Below are 18841 nucleotides of genomic sequence, written 5' to 3'. Positions count from 1 at the left end.
CTTTCTGGAAGGTGGCGAACCGTTAGTGGGGTCTTTTTAAAAACACTTCAATTCAAAGTGGTGTGTCCTCTGGTTGGTTAGAGCCCTGCGCCTATACTTTTCTTCAGGTCTAGAAAGGATTGCGCATGATTGTCCTTCTGGCAGGCATCGCGGTGCTATGCGGAATGCTCTACGGTTACAACGAGGGGGTCATCGCTGGCGCTTATGAACCAATTCAGGCGCAGTTTCACTTTTCTGCCTATTGGGGCGGCCTGCTGGTTGCCTCCCTGTCCATCGGTGGATTGATCGGCGCGTACCTCAGCGCCTATCTCAGCGATGCCTATGGCAGGCGGGTAACCGTCATCATCGCCGCCCTGCTGTTCATCACAGGAGCCGGATTATCTGGCATCGCGCATGACCTTTACCTGCTTACGTTCGCCCGCTCTCTCATCGGCATGGGAATTGGCTTGTCCTCAATGGCCGGCCCTCAATATGTCTCAGAAATAGCACCCCGTAAAATCCGCGGACGCTTGCTCGGGGCGTTCCAGTTCATGATTTCCTTCGGCATTCTGATTGGCTACCTGACCAACCTGATCACGCTGGATCTTGGTTATAGCGCTGAGACCATCAACCGTTGGCAGTTCATGTTCCTGCTCTCTGCCATTCCCGGCGCGCTCTTGCTCTACGGCATCTGGAGTGCACCAGAAAGCCCCCGTTGGCTCGTCATGGCCAACCGCTCGGACGAAGCCAGAGCAGTCTTTAAAAAGATTGAACCCAAACAGCCGCAGGACTGGGCCAAGGGCAACGTTAAAAGGATTGAAGAGGATCTCGCGGAAGTGGCGGACCAAAAAGGCGGCTGGCTGGACCTGATCAATTCTAGAAATCGCCCAATCACAAGCTTTACGGTCATAACCTTTCTTTTCCAGCAACTGAGCGGCATCAATGCGGTCATCCTCTACGCGCCGGAGTTGTTCGGCGATCTGGGTTTTTCCGAGGAGGCAAGCAGGCTCTCCGCCACCGTTGGTCTGGGCTCCGCACTGGCACTGGCCGCCGCTGCCAGCCTGTTTCTGATTGACCGTGTTGGCCGCCGCCCACTGATGGTCTACGGTTTGCCCGCCTGCGCGCTCTCCCAGTTCCTGATTGTCGGTGGTTTCTTAATGGAAAGCGAAATTGGCACCGCTCTTTCGGTGGCCGGTCTGTGCCTTTATGCGGTTTCCTACTCCCTCTCTATGGGGCCTCTGCCATGGGTATACATGTCAGAGGTATTCCCGAACTATCTGAGGGCCAAGGGAATGGTGATTGCAGTAACGGTCAACTGGGTTTTCACATTCATCGTGGTCTTCGGCTTCCCAAGACTGAACGAGCTCTTCACCATCAACGAGATCTTCCTGTTCTTCGCCATATGCTGCTGCATCGGAACCGTCTACGCCATCCGGCGCGCGCCGGAGACCAAAGACGTCTCACTGGAAGACATCTACGTTCTGTTCCACAAGAATGACGGAAAACCAGAGGCTCGCAATTAAGACGTCCAAGCACCAAATGCACCACATGGACGGCCATGTGGTGTTGAAGCTGGGTTCCCGAAAGTCGGGATGAGCAAGGCGAGCAGGCAACACCTGCGCTACTTGTTAGATATGTTTTTTCGGCATTGGCTGTCGCCTTGCCCGGGTTTTCTTTTGGTGAACTACGTCGCCTCTTTTGCCTATAAGGCACGATAGCCGGTTTCCCGGAAGGATAGTGGCTTATCCCGGCACGTTTCCGCCCCAAAACAGTTCCGCCGTCCTTGGCAAACTTGGCTGAGGCAAGAGGTTTCCCTCTTACAACACCCGCATTTGCCACCGCGTGATACCCTATATTCCTGGGCCCTTCCCCTCAAACCATGCGGTCACGTTTGAAGTTCGGTCACACCGGACCGCCGAAAGGTTCGTTACCTCTTCCGGCAGCCCCACCCAGCCCACGACACACTGACGGCCGGTCCGCCAGCAACCCGTCACGTGGGCATATGAAAAGCATAGAGGCGCTGCTGCCAAGGGGAATAAGTTTTCTGCAATTGTTGTGCGAGCGCCAATACCCTTAGACAGCTTTCGCTGCAATCTCATGGCTCTCCAGAACGCGAAATCCTGGCCTCTGCTCATCAGCATAAGCCACAAGTGCCCGCGCAACAGCTTTCCCCTCGATAGGGCGGTACTTGCGAAGTGCCCCTATCAGCAGAATCGAAAGACGCGGCAACACCGCTCCGGCAAGGCTTTCAGCAAAGCGATGCTCTGGCCGCTCCCCAAGCAGCACGGAGGGCCGCAGGATACTTGTGCTGGAGAAGGAAAGGGAGCGAACAGCCTCTTCAAGCTCACCTTTGACTTTCAGATAATAACTGGAACTGTTTGCAGCTGCTCCGATCGAAGAGATCATCAACAGCTGCTCCGCACCTGCCTCACGCGCCATGCGGATCAGATCAAACGTCAGCTGAAAATCGATCGCGTAAAACGCCTCTTTCGACCCCGCCTTTTTCTGCGTGGTTCCCAAACAGCAAAAGACATCCGTTACATTGCTTGGTAGCTGAAGAGAGGAAAGGTCTCTGAAATCGGTCAAGTGCACATGCAGCTTCTCATCGCCCCAACCAAGCTCCCGGCGCACAAGCACATGAACCTCGCTGTAAGACGCATCCGCAACAAGCAGTTTCACGACTTCCGAGCCGACAAGCCCGGTTGCTCCAAATACCAAAGCTACGCGATCTGTCATCCAACACCCCTCCAATTTCCAGCGGCCGCAGCATGGCAGAAGAACCTACGCTTTAAAAGGGGCAACCCGAGCTTCCCTGTGATCAGCAAAATTGGTGGGCTGCTTCATGCACTCAAGCTGATTGGCAGACTTCAATCAAATGCCACTGTAGATCTTTGAGTGAATGAATCACGAGCTCTGGCCTAAATTCTGTCTCTGCAGAAAGTAGAGCCCCATTATCGAACCAGGCAGCTTTGAGACCAGCTTTCTGAGCACCCAGAACATCAGCTTCGGGACTATCGCCAACAAATAGGCACTCCTGAGCTTCTACACTGAGTTGATCCAGAGCACGCTGAAAGATAGCGGTATCTGGCTTGCGCAATCCCTCACTCTCGGAAATCAGATAGGTGTCCACCATGCGGTCCAGATTGAGCGCCAGCAGGCTGCGCAGCTGAATATGCGTCTGGCCGTTGGTTATGATGCCGGTTTTTATGCCCAGTTTTGACATGGTGGCAAACAGAGTATCCATACCATCAAAGGCTTTCGCGTGCCGCCAGAAATGGCTCTCATAATCGTAGGCAAGTGCTTCAGCTGAGAACTTTGTGCTAGCCAAAAGCTCTTTGAGCAGTTGGCGATAGACCTCAACTTTCAAAACACGGCCTCGTTGATCCAATTCCAAAAACCTTAGAAGTGCCTGCTCAACGCCACAAGAATAGTTGAGTTCCAATCGCATAGCTTGGGCTCGGAAGAAGTCCCTCAAGGAACTGGTTCGGTCGAGGAGGGTTTCATCAAGGTCAAATACTATGGCTTTGTACATTGCTCAATCACGGGCTGGAAACTCAAAAAGACAAATAGAGGAAACTACTTAGCACGAGTTTAGACAACAAAAAAGGGCACCTCAAAAGGTGCCCTAATTCGTTTAAGCGTTAGTTGGCTTGGCTTAGAAGCCCATGCCGCCCATGCCGCCCATGCCGCCGTCCATTGGAGGCATTGCAGGGCCAGCGTCTTTCTTAGGCAGTTCAGCAACCATTGCTTCAGTAGTGATCAGCAGGCCAGCTACAGATGCAGCGTCCTGAAGAGCAGTACGAACAACCTTAGTTGGGTCGATGATACCAGCTTCAATCATGTTGACGTATTCTTCGGTCTGAGCGTTGAAGCCGAAGGTTTCGTCAGTAATGTTGTCCTGGATCTTGCCAACAACGATGGAGCCTTCAACACCAGAGTTTTCAGAGATCTGGCGAATTGGAGCTTCAAGAGCGCGCAGAACGATCTTGATACCAGCTTCAATGTCAACGTTCTCGGAAGATACTTTCTCAACAGCAGCTTTTGCACGCAGCAGAGCAGTACCACCACCTGGTACGATACCTTCTTCAACAGCAGCGCGTGTTGCGTTCAGGGCATCGTCGATGCGGTCTTTTTTCTCTTTAACTTCTACTTCGGTTGCACCGCCAACGCGGATAACTGCAACACCGCCAGCAAGCTTAGCAAGACGTTCCTGCAGCTTTTCACGGTCGTAGTCAGAAGAGGTTTCTTCGATCTGAGCTTTGATCTGGGAAACACGTGCTTCGATGTCTGCTTTGTCACCAGCACCATCAACAATGGTGGTGGTTTCCTTGGTGATGTTCACCTTGTCAGCAGTACCGAGCATGTCGATGGTTACGTTTTCCAGCTTGATGCCGAGATCTTCAGAGATCACAGTACCACCAGTCAGGATAGCGATGTCTTCGAGCATTGCCTTACGACGGTCACCGAAGCCAGGAGCTTTAACAGCAGCAATTTTCAGGCCACCGCGCAGCTTGTTCACTACGAGAGTAGCAAGTGCTTCACCTTCAACATCTTCAGCGATGATGATGAGTGGGCGGGAAGACTGAACAGCGCTTTCCAGGATTGGAAGCATTGGCTGCAGGTTGGAAAGCTTCTTCTCGTGCAGGAGAATGAGTGGCTTTTCAAGGTCAGCAATCATCTTCTCAGCGTTGGTGACGAAGTATGGAGAAAGGTAACCGCGGTCGAACTGCATACCTTCAACAACTTCAAGCTCGGTCTCAAGAGACTTAGCTTCTTCAACGGTGATAACACCTTCGTTGCCAACGCGCTGCATTGCTTCAGCAATGTCTTCACCGATCTGGGTGTCGCCGTTAGCGGAGATGGTGCCAACCTGTGCAACTTCTTCAGAAGAAGAGATGGACTTGGAACGTGCAGTCAGGTCTGCAACAGCAGCAGCAGTTGCCATGTCAACGCCGCGCTTCAGGTCCATTGGGTTCATGCCAGCAGCAACGAACTTTGCACCTTCTTTAACGATAGCCTGCGCCAGAACTGTCGCAGTTGTTGTACCGTCACCAGCAATGTCGTTGGTTTTGGAAGCAACTTCACGCACCATCTGTGCGCCCATGTTTTCGAACTTGTCTTCAAGTTCGATTTCCTTCGCAACAGAAACACCGTCTTTGGTGATGCGTGGTGCGCCGAATGCTTTATCCAGAACAACGTTACGACCTTTAGGGCCGAGTGTTACTTTTACTGCGTTTGCAAGGATGTCGACGCCTTTCAGCATCTTCTCGCGGGCGTCAGAACCGAACTTGACTTCTTTTGCAGCCATTTGTTTGTCTCACTTAATTCTTGAATTACAGAAGGGATCTAAGGGTCTCAACAGTGGCTTGGAATTAAGCCAGGATACCCATGATGTCGGATTCCTTCATGATCAACAGGTCTTCGCCATCGATCTTGACTTCAGTACCGGACCATTTGCCGAACAGAACGCGGTCACCAGCTTTAACGTCGATGGCAATCAGCTCACCGTTGTCTTTGCGTGCGCCTGCGCCAACAGCAACAACTTCACCTTCCTGAGGCTTTTCTTTTGCTGTGTCAGGGATGATGATGCCACCAGCAGTCTTTTCTTCAGACTCGATACGGCGAACGACAACACGGTCGTGTAGCGGACGAAACTTCATAATAGGCTCTTCCTCTCATACGCGAGCGCCCCTTTTAGGCAACGCCCGGACGCGAAGGTTAAAAACTTTGAGAGTGGGTGAAACCTCACGGCCCCACAATCATTAGCACTCCCAAAGGCAGAGTGCTAACAACCGGGAAATGATGTAGTTTCACCCTCTGATTTAGTCAAGGAGAGAGCGGCAAAAAAATTTTCTGAACTGCGAAAAATAGTAGAATACCGCGAGAAATTGGGGGAACCAGAAGGTGCTTTCAACTCAGATTAGACAAATGGACGGCCTGTGCTCTCTGCACATAATTTGTCTGTACCAAGACATAAGAAAAGCTGGCCTTAATATTAAAGCCAGCCTTTTATCTTTTAGAGCAAATTCATGCCCGGTCAGTTTTGAAGAGGAGACTCTTTCATCGAAAACGGAAGCTCGAAGCTACCCAATTTATCCGAGTTCTCGTCGTTGAACTGAACCTTCAGCACATACTCACCAGCTTGCAGCCCCTGCAGATTGAAGCTCAAGGAGGTCTGGTACTCACGGATCTGATTGAAGCTTTCCGAATGCAGTACAGTAAACCCGTCCTGAGATGCCAGCACCTGACCGGTGGTGTTGCGCAGCTCAAAGTCAACACTCAGATCAATCGCATACTTGTCGCCCATCTCCTTATGGGAGAAGCCAACCGGCTCGGCGTAGACCGTCAGCGGATCACCACTTTGGAACTCGGCAACCTCCAATGGCGTGTAAGAGCCGTAGCTGTCCGCTGGCAATGCGATGAATTTTGCAGCTGTGAAAGCGAGTGGTTGCTGCTGCCATGCAACGGCAGAAGCGGTCTGTGCAGCTGTAAAGTCAGCGCTCAGCACAGGCATATCTTCAGCAGATGCGACGCCGCCCAATAAAGCAGTCGCAAAAATGGAACAGGCTGCGGCTCTTGCGGAAGCCGACATCCCTCTCATTGTAAATGGCATTCTTAGCCCCCTAGAGCCTGCGGGTATAACATCCGCGGCACTCACCTGATTCTTGGCGGTGGTATAGCTGCTAAATCTAAGGGACACAATACTGCCTCATTTTCTGAGGCAGTAAAGCGACGTGTTGTGAAGGTATTCCTCTTGCAATGGTTAAGTATTTACCACGCAGAGTATTAGGCGCTGGCCCGTTCAGCCCAGGATTGCTTCTTCCGGTAGATCGTGGAGGGGCTGATTTCCAGAGCAGCTGCCGCCAGAGCAATGTTCCCGTCAAAAGTTTCCAGTGTTGTCTCGATGATTTGCTTTTCCTGAAACCACAATGGCTCGATTGAGCGGCCCAACGAAGGCGCTGCTTCTCTCTCGGTAAATGTAATGTCTGACAGAACCGGAACCGTTTGCTCACGCAGCAATGGGGAGAGCATGAGTTCAGTCACTTCCTCTCCGTCATTCATGACCACGAGTTGACGAATGACGTTCTCTAGTTCGCGCACATTGCCCGGCCAACTGTGCTGCAACAAAAGTGCTTCCGCATAAGTTGAAAAGCGCTTGAAACTGCGATTTTCCTCCGCCGCATACCTCTCAAGGAAGGTCTGGGCGAGCGCAGGTATGTCTTCGCGGCGCTCCCGAAGTGCCGGTAGTCGGATCGGCAGGACATGAAGGCGATAAAACAAATCCTCACGGAAGCGGCCAGCGGTAATCTCGGTCTTTGGATCTCTGTTGGTGGCACAAACTACGCGCAGGTCCAGCGAGCGCTGCTTGTGTTCTCCAACCCGCTGGATCGAGCCCGTTTGTAGGAAGCGCAGCAGCTTACTCTGCAGACAAAGTTCCATTTCGCCGATTTCATCAAGAAACAGAGTGCCGCCATCGGCAAGTTCCGCTGCACCCGCTCGCGCTTCATCCGCTCCGGTGAACGCACCACGGACGTGACCGAAGATTTCCGACTCCATCAAATTGGCGGGAATCGCTCCACAGTTGATTGCAACAAAAGGACCATTTTTTCGCGCTGATCTGTTGTGCAACGCCTGCGCGCAGAGTTCCTTTCCGGTGCCCGATTCTCCGGTAATGAACGCCGGTGCGCTGGATGTGGCCATCCGGTTGATCTGCGCATAAACGCTCTGCATACGGCTGGAAGACCCCACCAAACCTTCAAACTGAGTAGGGGCCTTTGCAGGCTTTGAGCCCTGAGCAACCTCAGGTTTCGCCGAAGCCGTTCGCGATGGCGTGGCTTTCTTGAAAACACCAAGGTGCGATTCAAGCTTCTCCAACAACATCTCGCTGGTGTACGGCTTGGTCAAAAAGTCATGTGCGCCATTGCGCATGGCATTCATGGCCCGACTAACAGACCCCTTGGCGCTGACCGCGATCATCACCGCATGCGGAGCAGCAGCAACAAGATCAGCAAGTTCAGCGTCGCCGCCTATGCATTCAAGGTCGACAATGATGATATTGATCGAGGTATGCCGCAAAAAGGCGACGGCATGATCCTTGCTGGCAAGGACATGCGCAGGTTGTCCGCAAGTGACATGCTTTGACAAAGCATTGCTGGTTTTACGAGCCTCTGCACGGTTGGTGTCCACGACACAGGCGTTCAAAAACCTATCGTTAGTTTTGGGGGATCCCATTGGCAGGCAACCTCAAAAATCAATACATCAGGCCGAAGTGCTTCGACACCTGCGAGTTTGTGCAAACAGGGTAAACAAACTCTTTTCGTTTTGAATCTTGATTGCATTATGCAGTTATTTTCTCCGCTTCAGAACGCGTTTAAGAGCTTTTCTGCCTAATAAAATGTCGGGGGAGTTCGATTTGTGTGTTCAACTTCTGCAGCGGACTATCGCAAAAATACAGCGCATCGAGGATATGGGCACCTTTATAGGCATTCATGCGGGGACAACAGGGGTTTTCCCTAGAAATATGATGGGTATAGGGTTCGAAGACCATCAGTAAATGCGGCAAAATTCAGGTATGTTTCTGGTGATTCGGACCAATAGGTACTCTTGAGGACATGACGCGTTTGGCGAACATTTCCATTTTGTTTTCTATTTCGGCCATTGCTGCCTCTTTGGGCACCGTAATGGTCTATCTTTTTGCGCGTCCGGTTGGTGAAGCCTTCACCGTTTCCTTGACGGCGATGTGCACCATGATCTTCATCCATTTCATGTTGACCCGCTCTCAGGAAAAGTCAGCGATGTCTGATGCGGTCGATCGCCTGGAAGAGCGCATAGCCGTCATTGATGATGATGTGGGCAATCTGGAAGGCCGTCTCACCGGTGTTGAGCACAACATCCCGCGCCGGACCCGTGAAGAGATTGATCCGCTGTTTGCCGAGGTGGAAGTCATCGGCTCCCTCGTAAAACAGATGGCAGAAGCCATGGCCGACATGGAAACCCGGATCGAGGATCAGGGCCTTGCCATTGAGGACCAGCGCGCCCAACAAGCCAAGCTCCAGCCGCAACCCGCACAGCGCCTGTCCGCACCGCAAGCGGCGAGGGAATCAGCTGCGGGCCGTGTGCGGCAGCCAGAGCCAGCGTTTGCGCCTGCTGCAGAGCAGCCCATGGCCTATGCTCAGGAACCATTCACTCAGCCACGCGCTCCGGAGATGAAGCGCCCGGCAGCCCCGCGCATGCACCATCCCAATGCAGCGCTGGCCGAGGAAATCCGCTCAAGCATCGAAGCGGGCAGGGTGGATCTCTACCTCCAGCCCATCGTGACACTGCCACAGCGCCGCGTGCGCTACTACGAAGCGCTGACCCGTCTGCGTAAAGCCAATGGCGATTCACTGGAGCCCATCGAGTTTCTGCAGGAAGCCGACCGCACTGGCCAGATGCCTGCCATCGACAATATCCTGCTGTTCCGCTCCCTCCAGATTCTCAAACGCTTGGCAACCCGCAACAGAGAAGCAGGTCTGTTCTGCAACCTGTCGCCAAGCACGCTGATGGACGAGAACTTCTTTCCCGGCTTCCTCGAGTTTGTGCGCGCCAACGATACTTACTCTGACCTGTTGATCTTTGAATTTTCACAGGCTGATGTGGCTGTCATGAGCGCGATTGAATATGAAAGTTTGGCAGCACTCGCGGAGCTTGGCTTCCGCTTCTCGGTGGACCGTATCACCGATCTGCGCATGGACTTCCGCACCTTGGCAGACCGTGGCTTCCGCTTTGCAAAACTGCATGCGTCCCGCCTGTTGCAGCATGAAGATGATCTGGCAAAGAGCAACATCCACCCTGCTGATTTTGGCAGCTTGTTGCAGCGCTACGGTATAGAGCTGATCGTGGATCATGTGGAAAGTGAAAGCGCCGTTCTTGAGCTTCTTGATATGGACATTCGCTGCGCACAGGGCTTCCTGTTCTCACCGCCGCGTCCGGTCCGCGCAGATGTGCTGCAAGGCGCACCAAACCCACGCTCTGTAAAAAGAGAGGCGAGCTGATTACCTCAACTCGCCTCCTTGATCTTTCGTTTTAGCTGGGAGCTAGCTCTCTGGTTCGCCGACCGTTACAAAGGTTGGCTCAATGCCATCAAACAGATCCTTGGCGACTTCCTGAACCTGTTCCAGTGTCACCGCTTCAACCATTCCATTGCGGTTGTCGATGTAATCGATACCCAGTTCTTGAACCTGAATACCGGTCAACTGACGTGCAATGCTACTGGAACTGTCAAAGTTGAGGGCATAGGAGCCTGTCAGGTAAGACTTTGCTTCCTCAAGCTCGGCAGGAGTCGGTCCACTATCTGCCATACGATGCATCTGTTGATTGATGATATCAACTGCTTCAGCCGCTCTGTCTGGCCGGGTGCCTGTCGACCCCATAAGCAGTGCTGTGTGCTCGTAAGGGATCAGATGGGAACCAACCGAGTAGGCCAGACCACGCTGCTCGCGGATCTCGTCATAAAGCCAGGACGAGAACGTACCCCCGCCGAAAATGTGGTTCATCACAAATGCAGGCATGAACTTTGGATCGTGACGCTCATAACCCGGCAAAGCGAACTGAATGGATGTTTGCGGGCTATCAAAATCAACATGAACGTCTTGATCAGTGGCTGGTTCAACATTCGGGATGTCAACTAGATCACCGGTCTCAGGCAAATCTGAGAAGACCTTATCCAACACCTCAGCCAGCTCATCAGCACTGATTGCACCAACAACACCAATCTTCAGATTGTCTTTCGCAAAGATCTTGGCACGCTGCGCTTTCAGATCATCCGATGTGAGCGCGGCAACCGTATCTTCCGTTCCCCGACTTGGCCGGCCATACGGGTGGTCAGGAAACAGCGTCTTGGACAGGGTCAGGCCAGCAAGAGCGTCCGGACGCAGCAGACTGCGGCGAATGCTTGCAACGGTCTGCGCCTTCATGCGCTCCAGCGGCCCTTCATCAAAACGTGGTTCATTGAGCGCAAGGCGAAGCATTTCAAAGGTATGTTCTTTGTTGCTCTGCAGGCTCTGGAACGAGCCATAGAAGAAGTCACGTCCGCTCTGGAAAGAAAGGCTCATGGTCAGATCTTCAAGGCGCGCCTGAAAAGCTTCTGAGTCGAGATCGCCCGCACCTTCGTCAAGCATGGTGCTCAGCAAATTGGTGACGCCCAGCTTGTCATCAGCGTCCTGAGAGCTGCCACCGGCAAACGCAAAGTTCAGTGCGATGATTGGAACAGTGTAGTCTTCCACCAGCCATGCAGTGATCCCATTGGGGCTTTCGACTTCCTGAATCTCAATGGCCTGACTGGTTTGAGCAAAGCCAGCAACAAACAAGAGTGTCAGCGCAAACAAGGCCAGCAGGCTTGCTGTCAAACGGGAAGCAGATGCAGGCGCTACGGTAAGTACTTTAGCATTCATGGAGTAGCCCCTTACTCTACGGTTTCTGGTGTCGCAGCAGGCATGAGATAGCTCGCCACACTTGTTTCACTAAGGTATTTTTGAGCAACGGCACGCACCTGATCAGGTGTCACCTGCGCAACCCGTGCAGGCCACGTCTGGACTTGCTCGACCGACCCTCCGGTGGTCAAAGCCGTTCCGAATATACGCGCCAGAACGTCCTGCTTGTCCTGCGCATAGATCGCGGAGGCCAGCATTGAGCGTTTGGAGCGGTCCACTTCTTCAGCGGTCACGCCGTTTTCAAGTACGTCATTCACGATTGCAAGAGCCTTGCCTTCCAGCTCTTCCAGTGCAACGCCATCTTTGGGAGCTGCATAGAGAATGAAGCGGGTGTCATCCAGCGCGGTGGATTGGTACCAGGCACCTGCACTGGTTGCCACGCCGTCATCAACCACCAGCGCTCTGTAGAGTCGGCTGTTGGCACCGCCACCCAGAATGTCTGAGAGAACTTCCAGCGCCTCGGCTTCATGGGGCAGTGCTGTCGTGGTGCTTGGGACCACCCAGCCATGCTGTAGTCTTGCCTGAGCTACCTGATCGCTTTGCAGGCTCACTTCCCGATCACCCGGCACGATCTGGACATGCGGACGATCACGGGAACCCGGATCCGCACGCTGTTCCACCTTGCCATAAGTCTCGTTCGCAAGCCTGAGTACATCGTCGGCGCTCACATCACCAGCCACAATCAGGATGGCATTGTTTGGTGTGTAGTACGTATCGTAAAAGGCGATTGCATCGTCTTTGTCCAGTTCTTGGATTTCATCCTTCCAGCCAATAACCGGCGTCCCATAAGGGCTGTTTGGAAACAGCACCTGATCGAAGGTTTCAGAAAGACGTGCCGACGGGTTGCGATCAACGCGCTGTGAGCGCTCTTCAAGCACCACGTCCCGCTCCGGGTTGATTTGTTCGTCGGTGAGGATCAGGTTGGCCATCCGATCGGCTTCATAGCCCATCACCATTTCCAGATGCTCTTTGGCGACCTGCTGATAGTAAGCCGTGTAGTCCTGCGAGGTGAACGCGTTCTCCTGCCCGCCTACCTGCGCAACCATGTTGGAGAACTCACCCTCTGGTGTATTTTTAGTTCCCTTGAACATGAGATGTTCGAGAAAATGCGCCAGACCCGATTTACCCGGATCTTCATCCGCAGCGCCAACGCGATACCACACCATATGCGTGACAATTGGAGCGCGTCTGTCCGGGATGACAACCACCTGAAGGCCATTGTCGAGCGTGGTTTGCGAAACTTCTGCTCCACCAATGAGGATTTTTGAAAAGTCTTCGATTGAAGCTTTGCCTGTCGTATCCGCAGCCACGGGCAATACTGGGCTTGCGAAAACAACGAGACCTAAAGCAAGGGCTTTAAGCGTGAGAGATCGACCAGTCACGTAGGGGCTCCCTTTAAAATGAGCAAGGACACAGCTCCCTTATGTATAGCGCGACTGTGGTTAATCTCCTCGTGAATTATTCGTAATCTCTTGCCGCTATAATGAAAAAAGTGCGAACACCGTCGCACCTTTTTCATGGTTTTTTAGGCATTTAAGAAAGCATAAGCTCCCGTTGAGCGGGTATTCTTAATACTTGCTCATATCAATGCGAGCGCCATCTTCAATCGCAGCAGCTTCACGTTTTTTGCGGACAATTTCGTCTTCGTCCACCTCCGGGGTCGCAAACGCAACGCCTTCAACAGGAGTGGAGTAGTCAACTGGTGGTTCGGTCAGATACTTGCGTGTTGGCGTACAGGTAGGATCTCCTGGGGCGCAGACCGGAGAGTCCGTTTGTTTGCCGCCACCAAGAAGTTTCTTCGCTTCCTGATATCTTTTGCCAAGGGCTGATAGCTCGCTTGGGGTCAGCTTGTCACCGTCAAGCAGCTGTTGCTCACGTTTTTCTGCTTCAAAATTGCGAGGACGTGCGGAAGCCTTCGCCACAGAAGGATGCCCGCGCATCTGTTCAATGCTCAGCGGCTCGCCCGGTTCAACTTTATAGAACGCGCGAATTTCTTCCAGCTCTTCCTTGGAGCGATCGACTGGCCAGTTGCTGGCGACCTCGGAAAGACTACGGGTATCAGGCTTTGGCAGGTTCCCACCCTGCGTCGGCATAACAAGTGGAGCGCGCTCTTTGTACTCGATATCAGGGTTCTTCTGAGATTCCAGTCCAACGGCGCTCATAACACCAGCCATCAAGCTTACATCGGTGGCTTCGGTATCTTCACTGAACTCACCATTGCCTGTCATGCAGGCAGACAGTGCCAAAGAGAGCCCGCAAACGAAAGTGGCCCGAACAACGAATTTTTTGCTACGGCTTTGCAATTTCATTACCCTTGTTTCCCGATCACCATCAATATGGTGTTTGACAGGCTTCACGGGTCATATGACAGCCTGCGAAATCTGTAGTCCTCATGAACGAGTGATTCCACCTTAAAACAGGAATCACAAAACCATGAAGGCCCTTAGTGTGTAGTTATGCCCAGAAGTACCCGATCGTCCCCACATATAATTGGAAATCGGGCGGTTCTAGGGCCGACTATCCTTATTTTTGCCAAGAAATAAAGTGTCGAACAGCAACCCGGCAGCGCCAATCACAATCCATGCATCAGCAAGATTGAAGACGTACCAAGAAAAATCCCCCACGTGGAAATAGATATAATCGACGACTTGGCCATAATAGAGGCGGTCGAAGCCATTGCTCAGAGCGCCCGATAAAACCAGCGCAAGGCAGAAGGCTTCCAGGCGGTTAGTCACCCGCGCACTCCAGAACCAGATAAAAATTGAAGCAAGCAAAGTAAAGACGGCTAGTCCCCAGCGTCCAATCTCGCTCGTCTGCTGGAAAAGGCCGTAGGAAACACCTTTGTTCCAGACCAGCACCAGATCAATAAACGGGCCCACCGAAATCGAAGGAACCCCGCCAATTGAAAAGTGACCAACGGCCCAGAACTTGGCGATCTGATCGACAACCAGACCGATGATCGCAATAAGCAGGACGAGGGAACTGTGATGTCCCCAGAACTTCAGTTTCTTCAAGGCTAATTCCCTCGTCACAGTGTTTGCTTAGACAGCAGTGCTGTCCAGTTCACGCATAGCATTTGCATCGCGCAAGGTCAGCTCTGGATATTCAGCATCCGTGCCAACTTCTGGAAGGATCTTCCAGGAGCGCGCGCACTTGTTACCCTCAGCCAGGCCCGGCACAACGCCTACACCAGCCACATCTTCCAGAGTGAACGCACCTTCCGGCGCACTGTCAGAAGACAGGTTCAACTGGGAGGTGATGCTGATTTCCGCCATGTCCAGACCATTCAGAGCAGCCATCAGGTCCGCGTCGGAAACGTAAACCGTTGGATGGGCTTCTAAGGAAGAACCAATCCGCTTTTCACGCCGTTCAATTTCCAGAGCACCCGTGATCACACGGCGAACCGCACGAACCTTGCTCCATTTCGCTGCCAGTTCGTCGTTTCTCCATGCAGAGGAAACTTCAGGGAACTGCTGCAGATGAACCGAGGTTGCTTGTTCACCATATCGGTAGGACCAGCTTTCTTCCATGGTGAATGGCAGGATTGGAGCCAGCCACATGGTCAAGTGACGGAACAACTGCTCAAGCACATAAAGAGAGGCTTTGCGTTTCTTGGAAGAAGGCGCATCGCAATACAGCGCATCCTTACGGATGTCGAAGTAGAACGCTGATAGCTCAACAATCATGAAGTTGAACAGGGTGGAGAAGATGCGTTTACTGTCGAACGCATTATATGCGTCACGAACCAGTACATCCAGCTCAGCCAGACGATGCAGGATCAGCTGTTCCAGCTCATCCATATCTTCAAGAGCAACTTCCTCACCTTCATAGTGGGCAAGAGAGCCGAGCATGAAGCGGAGCGTGTTGCGCATCTTGCGGTAAGCATCAACATTGGTCTTGATGATCTCAGGGCCAAGGCGCTGATCTTCCGCATAGTCAACAGAACCAACCCACAGACGCAGGATATCGGCACCGTACTGCTTGATGACGTCCTGAGGCGCAACAGTGTTGCCCAAAGACTTGGACATCTTGCGACCCTGCTCATCCATGGTGAAACCATGAGTGATCACAGCATCGTACGGTGCATGACCGCGTGTGCCACAGCTTTCCAGCAGGGAAGAGTGGAACCAGCCACGGTGCTGATCAGTGCCTTCCATGTATAGAACGTAGTCTTCGCCACCCAGACCCTTACGGTGTGGGTTCAGGTCTTCGCGGCGCTCCATACAGAATGCGTGGGTAGAACCGGAATCGAACCAGACGTCGAGGATGTCCGTCACTTTTTCGAAGTTGGCAGCATCATATGCATCACCAAGGAAGCGTTGTGTTGCGCCTTCTTCAAACCATGCGTCTGCGCCTTCCTTCTGGAAAGCGTCAAAGATGCGCTGGTTGACGGCCTCGTCTTTGAGAACCTCGCCGGTCTCCTTGTTCACAAACACGGTGATCGGCACACCCCAGGCACGCTGACGGGAAAGTACCCAGTCAGGGCGGGTTTCGATCATCGCGTTCAGGCGGTTCTGGCCGGTGGCAGGGACAAAGCGTGTCTCGGAGATCGCCTTCAGAGCGCGGGCGCGCAGAGTGTCGCCTTTTGCTTCTTCAGACAGTTCCTTGTCCATGTAAACAAACCACTGCGGTGTGTTCCGGAAGATCAAAGGAGCTTTAGAGCGCCAGGAGTGCGGGTAGGAGTGCTTTACGCGGCCACGCGCCATCAGCCCGCCAACCTCGGCCAGCTTTTCGATAACTGCCTTGTTGGTGGAGCCTTCCTTGCCTTTGCGGTCAAGGATGTACTTATCTTCAAACAGCGGCACATGCGGGTAGTAAGACCCGTCCGGCTGAACGGTCATCGGAACCTGCTCGGTGCCAGCTTTTGCAAACGCTTCACGGTGTTCCAGGAACATCTGGAAATCTTCCTGACCATGACCCGGCGCCGTATGCACAAAGCCTGTACCGGCGTCGTCAGTCACATGCTCACCAGGAAGCATAGGCACGTTGAAGTCGAAGTAATCGCCAGCACCTTCAGCACCGCGCAACGGGTGCGCACAGTACTCGATTGTGCTCACATCGACGTCAGAAACACGCTCATAAGCATCAACGCGGGACGCTCCAAAGACAGACTCAGCCAGCTTGTCAGCAATGATGAATTCTTCGCCAACCTTCGCCCAGTTGTCCTCAGCAGCCTCGGTCACCTTGTAGATGCCATAGCTGATGTCATGAGAGAAGGAGATCGCGCGGTTTGCAGGGATGGTCCAAGGAGTGGTTGTCCAGATCACCACCTTCTTGCCGATCAACGCTTCATTGCCGGAAACAACCGGGAAGGTCACCCAGATGGTGTGGGAGGTATGATCTTCATACTCCACTTCCGCTTCAGCCAGCGCGGTCTTTTCAACGATGGACCACATAACCGGCTTGGAACCACGATACAGCTGACCGCTGGTCGCAAACTTCATCAGTTCGTTCGCGATCACAGCTTCACTGTCGTAGCGCATGGTCAGGTATGGGTTATCCCAGTCACCTTCAATGCCCAGACGTTTGAATTCCTCGCGCTGAACATCAACCCATTTATCCGCAAACTCGCGGCATTCCCTGCGGAACTCGTTGATTGGAACAGCGTCTTTGTTTTTGCCTTTTTTGCGGTACTGCTCTTCAATCTTCCATTCGATCGGCAGACCATGACAATCCCAGCCAGGAACATAGTTCGCATCAAAGCCCTGCATCTGCATGGAGCGGTTGATGATGTCCTTCAAGGTCTTGTTCAGCGCATGGCCGATATGGATGTTGCCGTTCGCATAGGGAGGGCCATCATGCAAAATGAACTTTGGGCGGCCTGCGGATTGCTCACGCAGCGCCTTGTAAAGGTCCTGATCTGCCCATTTGGCAAGGATCTTGGGTTCATTCTTTGGAAGGCCCGCCCGCATTGGGAAATCGGTTTGAGGCAGGTTGAGCGTTTTCGAATAATCGCGGCTCATAGTATCGGTCATTTGGCAGTCCGCTTATGTGGGCATCTGTTTGCCCATAGGCATCTGGTAAAGCGCAAGAAATTGCGCAAGCTTGAAAAACCCGCCGCCTCTGCGACGGTTGGAGGTCTCCCGGTACTTCAGGGCGCCGACGGGCGTCTCAACTGAAGGCCGGGCCAATAATTCGAAATTGGCACACCTTGAAAGAGGTCAAAGGAGCAGTCCTGTTATTTTCAAACTTGGCTAACATAATGAGTGCTTTTAGCAGCGGTCATGCAAGGAATAAAGGGGCTCTGACAACAAAGCTCAATATTATCAGGGCCAGAAGCAATTATTCAGAAGGCCGGCAGGCGCCTCTTAAGCCTCAGTAATGTCGCTTCGGTGAATTCTCGACAAGCTCTTCGCTCAGCGCCTGGCGCTTTGTGGCGGTCCGCTCCCGATGCGCAATGTAAAGCCCGCCGCCTGCAATCAGAGCAACACCCAGCCATACAAACATGTCAGGAATGTCCCCAAACAGAACATAGCCAACGATTGTGGCGCTGATGATCTCGATGTAGCCGAGCGGAGCAAGGACGGATGCAGGCGCACGGTCAAACGCCTGAACAATAAAGCCATGCGCGAAGAACGAGATAATGCCCATCAGAATGAACAATGGCAGGTGAGATAGTTCCGGTGTGGTCCACGATGCACCCTCAAATCCCAGAAAGCTGGCAAGAACCACCAATGGCGTGAGCGTCAATACGCCAGCAATGCCAGCTGCAAGCTGGGTGCCAAGCAGAGAAACGCTGCCTGAAAGTTTGCGCGTCAAAACAAGGTAGACAGCAAAAGACGTTGCCGCCGCCAGTGGCAACAGGGCAGGCCACCCCAACGCGCTTGATCCTGGGCGAATGATGATCAGCGCACCAATCATCCCGACCACAACAGCAGCCCACCTGCGAACGCCCACCTTCTCTTTCAATACAACAGCGGATAGTACTGTCAAAATCATCGGCTGTACGAAGAAGATCGCAATTGCGTCGGCAAGCGGCATGTACTTAAGAGAGCTGAAAAAGAAGATCGAACAGACCGCCAGACATGCTCCGCGCACCAGTTGAATGCGGTTGACTTCCTTAATCAGAGAGCCAAAGGAGCGCCCCATGAAACCAGCAACCAAAAGAACAATCAGGGCCTGACAGAAAAAACGCCCGAGAGAGACCTCGACTGGTGAAATGAACGCGCTGAGGTATTTGGCTGTACCGTCCATCAAAGGCGCCAGCGACATGCCGGCAATCATAAACAGGATGCCATGCAATCCGGCATTGGAGGTATGACTGTCTGTCGAGACCGTTGTTGTCGTCATGTTGTTCTCGAAATCTGGGGGCACGCTGACATATCAGAGCCAGAGCTACGGGTAGGTGTCCATATTGACGCACTTGCTATCGTTTCGTGCAACCAAAACAA

At 53.0% G+C, this 18841-nt stretch carries 14 protein-coding genes; 2 read left to right on the top strand and 12 right to left on the bottom strand.

Annotation, left to right across the window (positions count from 1 at the left end):
- Positions 1-125 precede the first annotated feature (125 nt).
- Entirely contained in the window at positions 126-1502 is a 1377-nt protein-coding gene (locus IE076_RS04130; protein ID WP_189435454.1) for a sugar porter family MFS transporter, read from the top strand.
- Positions 1503-2052: 550 nt separating this feature from the next.
- Here the strand turns inward: IE076_RS04130 and IE076_RS04125 are convergent.
- The 6 genes from IE076_RS04125 to IE076_RS04100 form a co-directional block, all read right to left on the bottom strand.
- Positions 2053-2715: an NAD-dependent epimerase/dehydratase family protein gene (locus tag IE076_RS04125; RefSeq protein WP_189435453.1), complete on the bottom strand. Its 663-nt coding sequence runs from the start codon at positions 2713-2715 to the stop codon at positions 2053-2055.
- A 112-nt stretch (positions 2716-2827) separates the two neighbouring features.
- Positions 2828-3511 (bottom strand): HAD family hydrolase, encoded by a 684-nt coding sequence (locus tag IE076_RS04120; RefSeq protein WP_189435452.1) that lies wholly within the window; start codon positions 3509-3511, stop codon positions 2828-2830.
- Positions 3512-3634: 123 nt separating this feature from the next.
- Positions 3635-5287 (bottom strand): chaperonin GroEL, encoded by a 1653-nt coding sequence (groL, locus tag IE076_RS04115; protein WP_189435451.1) that lies wholly within the window; start codon positions 5285-5287, stop codon positions 3635-3637.
- Between the two features lie 64 nt (positions 5288-5351).
- Positions 5352-5639, bottom strand: a complete 288-nt coding sequence (gene groES, locus IE076_RS04110; RefSeq protein WP_189435450.1) for a co-chaperone GroES — start codon at positions 5637-5639, stop codon at positions 5352-5354.
- Positions 5640-6016: 377 nt separating this feature from the next.
- Positions 6017-6592 carry a hypothetical protein gene (locus tag IE076_RS04105; RefSeq protein WP_189435449.1) on the bottom strand — a complete coding sequence of 192 codons (576 nt, stop codon included), beginning with the start codon at positions 6590-6592 and terminating at the stop codon, positions 6017-6019.
- A 173-nt stretch (positions 6593-6765) separates the two neighbouring features.
- On the bottom strand, positions 6766-8166 hold the full coding sequence (locus IE076_RS04100) for a sigma-54 dependent transcriptional regulator (RefSeq protein ID WP_189435626.1): 1401 nt from the start codon (positions 8164-8166) through the stop codon (positions 6766-6768).
- A gap of 494 nt (positions 8167-8660) precedes the next feature.
- Here IE076_RS04100 and IE076_RS04095 point away from each other — a divergent pair, with 494 nt between their 5' ends.
- The gene (locus IE076_RS04095; protein ID WP_209008803.1) at positions 8661-10013 is read left to right on the top strand and encodes an EAL domain-containing protein; all 1353 of its coding nucleotides are present in this window, start codon (positions 8661-8663) and stop codon (positions 10011-10013) included.
- Positions 10014-10055: 42 nt separating this feature from the next.
- Here the strand turns inward: IE076_RS04095 and IE076_RS04090 are convergent, their stop codons facing one another.
- The 6 genes from IE076_RS04090 to IE076_RS04065 all read right to left on the bottom strand — a co-directional run bounded on the left by IE076_RS04090 (position 10056) and on the right by IE076_RS04065 (position 18740).
- The gene (locus IE076_RS04090) at positions 10056-11411 is read right to left on the bottom strand and encodes a M16 family metallopeptidase (protein WP_189435447.1); all 1356 of its coding nucleotides are present in this window, start codon (positions 11409-11411) and stop codon (positions 10056-10058) included.
- Between the two features lie 11 nt (positions 11412-11422).
- Positions 11423-12832, bottom strand: a complete 1410-nt coding sequence (locus IE076_RS04085) for a M16 family metallopeptidase (RefSeq protein WP_189435446.1) — start codon at positions 12830-12832, stop codon at positions 11423-11425.
- Positions 12833-13018: 186 nt separating this feature from the next.
- Positions 13019-13759, bottom strand: a complete 741-nt coding sequence (locus IE076_RS04080; RefSeq protein ID WP_209008802.1) for a helix-turn-helix domain-containing protein — start codon at positions 13757-13759, stop codon at positions 13019-13021.
- 198 nt (positions 13760-13957) lie between these two features.
- Positions 13958-14464, bottom strand: a complete 507-nt coding sequence (lspA, locus tag IE076_RS04075; RefSeq protein ID WP_189435444.1) for a signal peptidase II — start codon at positions 14462-14464, stop codon at positions 13958-13960.
- A gap of 27 nt (positions 14465-14491) precedes the next feature.
- Positions 14492-17425 (bottom strand): isoleucine--tRNA ligase, encoded by a 2934-nt coding sequence (gene ileS, locus IE076_RS04070; protein ID WP_189435443.1) that lies wholly within the window; start codon positions 17423-17425, stop codon positions 14492-14494.
- Between the two features lie 340 nt (positions 17426-17765).
- On the bottom strand, positions 17766-18740 hold the full coding sequence (locus IE076_RS04065) for a DMT family transporter (RefSeq protein WP_189435442.1): 975 nt from the start codon (positions 18738-18740) through the stop codon (positions 17766-17768).
- Positions 18741-18841 lie beyond the last annotated feature (101 nt).

This window comes from Pseudovibrio japonicus (assembly GCF_014651595.1).
Taxonomy (GTDB): Bacteria; Pseudomonadota; Alphaproteobacteria; order Rhizobiales; family Stappiaceae; genus Pseudovibrio; species Pseudovibrio japonicus.
The sequence above is the reverse complement of the archived record's forward strand: the minus strand, read 5'-3'. Positions and strand labels throughout refer to the sequence as shown.

Bases quoted from the DNA above. Each gene is read 5' to 3' on its own strand.
- IE076_RS04090 (WP_189435447.1), bottom strand. From the start codon at position 11,411: ATGAATGCTAAAGTACTTACCGTAGCGCCTGCATCTGCTTCCCGTTTG.
- ileS (WP_189435443.1), bottom strand. From the start codon at position 17,425: ATGACCGATACTATGAGCCGCGATTATTCGAAAACGCTCAACCTGCCT.
- IE076_RS04095 (WP_209008803.1), top strand. From the start codon at position 8,661: ATGGTCTATCTTTTTGCGCGTCCGGTTGGTGAAGCCTTCACCGTTTCC.
- IE076_RS04080 (WP_209008802.1), bottom strand. From the start codon at position 13,759: ATGAAATTGCAAAGCCGTAGCAAAAAATTCGTTGTTCGGGCCACTTTC.
- IE076_RS04065 (WP_189435442.1), bottom strand. From the start codon at position 18,740: ATGACGACAACAACGGTCTCGACAGACAGTCATACCTCCAATGCCGGA.
- IE076_RS04130 (WP_189435454.1), top strand. From the start codon at position 126: ATGATTGTCCTTCTGGCAGGCATCGCGGTGCTATGCGGAATGCTCTAC.
- IE076_RS04105 (WP_189435449.1), bottom strand. From the start codon at position 6,592: ATGCCATTTACAATGAGAGGGATGTCGGCTTCCGCAAGAGCCGCAGCC.
- groES (WP_189435450.1), bottom strand. From the start codon at position 5,639: ATGAAGTTTCGTCCGCTACACGACCGTGTTGTCGTTCGCCGTATCGAG.
- groL (WP_189435451.1), bottom strand. From the start codon at position 5,287: ATGGCTGCAAAAGAAGTCAAGTTCGGTTCTGACGCCCGCGAGAAGATG.
- IE076_RS04120 (WP_189435452.1), bottom strand. From the start codon at position 3,511: ATGTACAAAGCCATAGTATTTGACCTTGATGAAACCCTCCTCGACCGA.
- IE076_RS04125 (WP_189435453.1), bottom strand. From the start codon at position 2,715: ATGACAGATCGCGTAGCTTTGGTATTTGGAGCAACCGGGCTTGTCGGC.